At 48.0% G+C, this 3,922-nt stretch carries 5 protein-coding genes; 1 reads left to right on the top strand and 4 read right to left on the bottom strand.

What is annotated here, in order from left to right; translation table 11 throughout:
- Positions 1–46: 46 nt before the first annotated feature.
- Together lgt and A3751_RS06060 are read right to left on the bottom strand one after the other, a co-directional pair.
- A complete protein-coding gene (gene lgt, locus A3751_RS06055; protein WP_068453403.1) occupies positions 47–841 on the bottom strand; it encodes a prolipoprotein diacylglyceryl transferase in 795 nt (264 codons plus the stop codon).
- 21 nt (positions 842–862) lie between these two features.
- Positions 863–1,651, bottom strand: coding sequence for a sulfite exporter TauE/SafE family protein (locus tag A3751_RS06060; protein ID WP_068453395.1), 789 nt, complete (start codon positions 1,649–1,651; stop codon positions 863–865).
- A gap of 76 nt (positions 1,652–1,727) precedes the next feature.
- On the opposite strand from A3751_RS06060, the gene A3751_RS06065 reads away from it, so the two are divergent.
- Complete coding sequence (locus A3751_RS06065) at positions 1,728–2,516, top strand: NRDE family protein (RefSeq protein WP_068453397.1); 789 nt, start codon at positions 1,728–1,730, stop codon at positions 2,514–2,516.
- Here the strand turns inward: A3751_RS06065 and A3751_RS06070 are convergent.
- Together A3751_RS06070 and A3751_RS06075 are read right to left on the bottom strand one after the other, a co-directional pair.
- On the bottom strand, positions 2,500–3,144 hold the full coding sequence (locus A3751_RS06070) for a hypothetical protein (RefSeq protein ID WP_156492282.1): 645 nt from the start codon (positions 3,142–3,144) through the stop codon (positions 2,500–2,502). The two genes, A3751_RS06065 and A3751_RS06070, sit on opposite strands and share 17 nt — an antisense overlap.
- Positions 3,145–3,165: 21 nt before the next feature.
- Positions 3,166–3,922, bottom strand: a 757-nt coding sequence (locus tag A3751_RS06075) for an OmpA family protein (RefSeq protein WP_156492283.1), incomplete at its 5' end; no start/stop codon positions are given.

A 3,922-nucleotide genomic window follows, 5' to 3' on the forward strand; every position in this document is an offset into this window, starting at 1 on the left:
CGACGACATCTTGCATTAGATCCAAATAAGCCTGCATAAATAACCTCTACTTCGATTCAGGCGGCGCTTTATGATGCGCATAAACAACCATACCTACGCCTAAAGCGATCATCGGCAACGATAACAACTGCCCCATGGTTAGCCAATCCCAGGCGATAAAGCCAATATGTGCATCCGGTTCACGAACAAATTCAATGAGAAAACGGAACAAGCCATAAAACGCTAAAAACATCCCCGAAACCGCATACATCGGACGCGGCTTTGAGGAATACCACCATAGGATAAGAAACAACAACAAACCTTCTAAAAAGCTTTGATACAGCTGTGACGGATGACGAGCCAACTGCTCCGGATCAGTCGGAAATACCATTGCCCAAGAAACATCACTAGCACGTCCGTATAACTCAGCACCGATAAAGTTACCAATGCGACCCAAGCCCAGGCCAATCGGCACCAATGGCGCGACAAAATCTACAAGCTGCCAAGGCCGACAGCCGACTTTTCGGGCAAACAGAGTTAACGCCGCAATGACCCCAATCAACCCCCCATGAAAGGACATACCGCCCTCCCAAACTCTAAAGAGCCAGATAGGGTCCTCCAAGAATTTGGGGAAATTGTAAAAAAATACGTAACCTAACCGACCGCCAATAATGACGCCTAAGGCGGCGAAATAAATCATGTCGCCCACATGCTCTGGCTGCAATGGTGCATCAACACGTGCAGCGCGCTTTTTGCCTAGAAGGTAAGCCGCCAAAAATCCAAACAAGTACATCAAACCATACCAATGCACCTCAAGCGGCCCAAGGCTCACTGCAACAGGGTCTATTTTTGGATAGGCAATCGCCACAAATACGTCCTCGTGCTAAAAAAATACAAATTTGATACCAACAATAAGTAGGCAGATCGAAAACAGCTTTTTTAATAATTCTGAGTTGATCGTTTGAGCGCATTGCGCACCCAATCTCGCAAATACAACAGAGCAAACAGACACGACCGCAACCGCTGGTAAATATATATAACCCAAGCTGTATTTCGGAGTGAGCGGGGAGTCTAGATTAAAAGCGATGTTTGCGGTAGCCCCCAGCAAAGCAATAGGAAATCCACATGCCGCCGCCGTCCCTACTACTCGTCCCATAGACAAGCCTAAACGATAAAAAAAAGGCACACTTAACGTGCCTCCGCCAATACCAAATAACGAAGAGACGCTACCGATCACAAAGCCTGCAGGGAACATCAGGCGCCTGGACAGAGATTCCTGAGGCGCATATTCTTTTGATCTATCAAGGGCCATCTTCAGTGCAACAAATATAACAAATAGCCCAAGCAGAATCCTAAGCGCCCCCCCCTCTAGCTGCAAGGCAAGCAAAACACCAACAACCGAGCCTATGGTAATACCTGGTGCGACCCTAAGCAAAACCCGCCAATCAACCGCACCGAGCAGATGATGCTTTCGCGCAGAACTTAGCGAGGTAAAGACAATACAGGCAAGGGAGGAAGCAATCGCCATGTGCGTGAGGACGGATGAATCAAAGCCTTGTGCTTCAAAACAAAAAACGAATATCGGCACCATAATGATGCCTCCCCCTACGCCGAACAAACCCGCTATGAAGCCCGCAAAAGCGCCCGCTAGCAAATACGTTAGAATAATCATAATCTAGCTCGGTCTGATCGGGAAGGGTGAAGAGTCCAATTGATTATCATAACAAGTTTGGAAAGTGAAAATACGTATGTGCCTAATAATTTTTAAGTGGCAGCCATCCAGCAATGAGCCTCTCGTGTTACTGGGTAACCGCGACGAGTTTTATGATCGCCCCAGTAAGCAGGCGCATCGCTGGGATGACCAGCCTCACATACTAGCAGGCAAAGATTTGCAAGCAGGAGGTACGTGGCTTGGCCTTGGTGAAAACAAACGCATGTGTACGGTCACTAATTTTCGAGAAGTCCCCGCGCAGCTAGGCGAACGCAGCCGCGGAGAAATACCAACCGATTTTCTAAACTCAGACATGCCGGCGTCCGACTTCGCAGAGCAACTGGCCAAACAGGACGGCCTTTACTCAGGTTTTAATGCCCTTCTCTATGATGGAGAGCAGCTTGTCTACACCAGTAACCGCAGCCAGCTTTCGTGGCGCATCTTGGAACCGGGCCTTTATGGACTGAGCAATCACCTACTGGATAGCGCATGGCCAAAACTCGTGCGAGCAAAGCACCTTGTTAGCAATATACTTAACGCGAACAATCTTCCTAGCGAAGCTAGAAACGCTTCGCTTCTAACGGCAATGATGGATCAATCTAAGCCAAAAGATGAAGAGCTACCGAAAACCGGCATCGGTATTAGCGGCGAGCGCCTGCTTTCAAGCATTTTCATTCAAAGTGAGCACTACGGAACCAGAACCACATCCCTAGTAAGTATTCAGAGAGGAAACGCCTCGCTGATCGAGAGAAATTATGAAGTTTCAAAACAGATTGGACAGCCAAGCTTCCTAGATCAAGCATTAGCTATTACTTGGAAAAATTAGCGGAATTGACCTTACGCCGACCAGCCAACTCATTGGCCTGCTTCTGAATGACATGCTGAGCTAACAACTCCTGCTCAACCGCCGAAATATCCTCAAAGTTGGCTCGCACCCAATATGGCCTCTCTTTAAGCTCCGCTTTTTCATCCTCAGAAAGATCTGCGGAGAATGCGTCACGACGCTCACAACCCACAACCATTGCAACAGGATTAACAACCTCTTGGGATGGAAAAAGCTTCAAGTGCAAGCTAAGTGTTTGAGCTTTCTGCAGCTCTTTTGTGGATGGAAACGCAATACCACAGGCACTCAAATTCACCTCACAAACGTGAAACGCGTGAGACTTTTCCTGGCCATCGTCTGAAACATTCTTTTCAAAACCACTGACCAACAAATCCATCTTGTGATTGAGAAGGCCAAGCAGCGTTGCCAGAGATTCATCCTTTTTCTTCAGCGCAGAAAGGTGTTTATTAATCGCACCATTGACCTTAACGAGCCGTTGTTCCGGACTTAGAAGAGGCTTTGCACCACTACCACTATCCGCTGAGACTTCATCTGTCACGAGATGAACGCGCAAACCAACGCGATCCATGACTCTGAAGTATCGACGAAGGTGTTCCGGATTCTCTGACATGCTTACTCCAACAAACCTAAACTAAAAAATTTCTTCTGGTGCTAGTTCGAGAATTTCACGTAGCACACCCGTATCCGAGGCATCAATCGCGTCTTCACTTTCTTGAATTTCCTTACGCATTGAATCGGCGGACTTTTCTTCAAGCACCAATTCAACCCGACGGTTCCTAGCACGATTTAACGCCGTATCATTCGGCGCAAGCGGCTTACTGTCGGCAAACCCTGAAACAGAGATACGCTTTGAATCGAGCACGCCAGAGTCCATCAATCCGTGCGCGACAACCAACGCTCTCTTGGCAGATAGATCCCAATTTGAAGGAAACTCCTGCGTGTTTATCGGCACATCATCAGTGTGTCCTTCAATAGAAATGCGACCAGACACAGAAGCGAGGACGTCGATGAGTTTATCAAGCACCGGCAAAAAATCATCTTCTAGTCTTGCAGAGCCAGAAGCAAATGACCCTTTCTCCTCAACTCGAATAACGATTTTACGCCCCTGCGTTTCGATCTCGATTATTTCATCCGAGATCTCATCCTCTAATCGCGCAGCAATCTCCAGGGCCTTATCCTCAGCTTCCTCATTCGCCTCAGTGACCGTTGAGACTAATAATTCCTGAAGCTCCAGCATACTCTTCTCGCTCTCGTTCAGCTCCTCGGCACATTGATCTCCCGCTGCCTTCTTAACTGGCTGATCACACATTAACTCAAGAGAGGTCTGATTCGGATCTGTGGTCTGCTGCATCACCGTTTTGATTGGAGTCGGCTCCGGCTTGCCCGGC

It is taken from the genome of Oleiphilus sp. HI0080 (genome assembly GCF_001635135.1).